Raw genomic sequence first — 842 nt, forward strand, 5'->3', positions numbered from 1 at the left:
TGGCTGCACAAGAATACGGGTTAACGATCGTCCAAGAGAATATCCATGATTTTGCATATAATCACACACGTTTCATTGTACTTCACAACCAACACGATTCACTTGAACTCCCCCATGAAAAGAGCGGGGAAAAAACGACGCTGATGGTCACTCTTCCGAAAGACCGTTCAGGTGCGCTCCATCAGGTTCTTTCCGCGTTTGCCTGGAGGCAGCTGAATTTAAGCAAGATCGAATCCAGGCCGTTGAAGACTGGTTTGGGGGATTATTTCTTCTTGATCGATGTTGCACATGGGATGGACGAGGTGCTGCTCCCTGGAGCTGTCAGCGAGATGGAGGCACTGGGGTGTGAAGTGAAAATGATCGGGACATATGCATCGTATCTGTTGGAGGATTAAATCATCCTGAATTCGAAAAAAAAAGCGAGGGTTGGGCAAAAGTGTTTTAGCCTAAATAAAACCCGAACTAATTTGCGCAAATTAGTTCGGGTTTTTATTTTGTTCAATGTACATTTAGATTTTAGCTCTTTCCAGCGATTGAGTGGAGTGCAAGACGAAGACTCCCTCGGGAAGAATAGCTTATTAGAAAAGCGGAAGGGCTTTGCTCAGAGGCGGGTGGCAAAAAACGAATCAGTATGACATATGCATCTAAGCCCTGCAGCTAGACAAGTGAGGCCCCGCAGGCTTCCTGAATAGGCTCACGAGATACCCGCGGAAAGCGAAGTCTTGCACGGAAATCATTAGCGGTATTAAGAACATACACTGAAATTGTTCGTCTTTAATGTCGTGGTTTATTCGTTTTGTCCCAGCCTCATCATTCTCATCCATATGACTTCATTAAAAAAC

The 842-nt window shown here is 45.0% G+C and carries 1 protein-coding gene; it reads left to right on the forward strand.

Annotation, left to right across the window (positions count from 1 at the left end):
- Positions 1–395 (forward strand): ACT domain-containing protein (locus HP456_RS24475; RefSeq protein ID WP_172255870.1); only part of this gene is annotated, 395 nt, incomplete at its 5' end.
- Between the last annotated feature and the right edge of the window lie 447 nt (positions 396–842).

Source organism: Bacillus haikouensis, assembly GCF_013179555.1.
Lineage (GTDB): Bacteria > Bacillota > Bacilli > Bacillales > Bacillaceae_B > Rossellomorea > Rossellomorea haikouensis_A.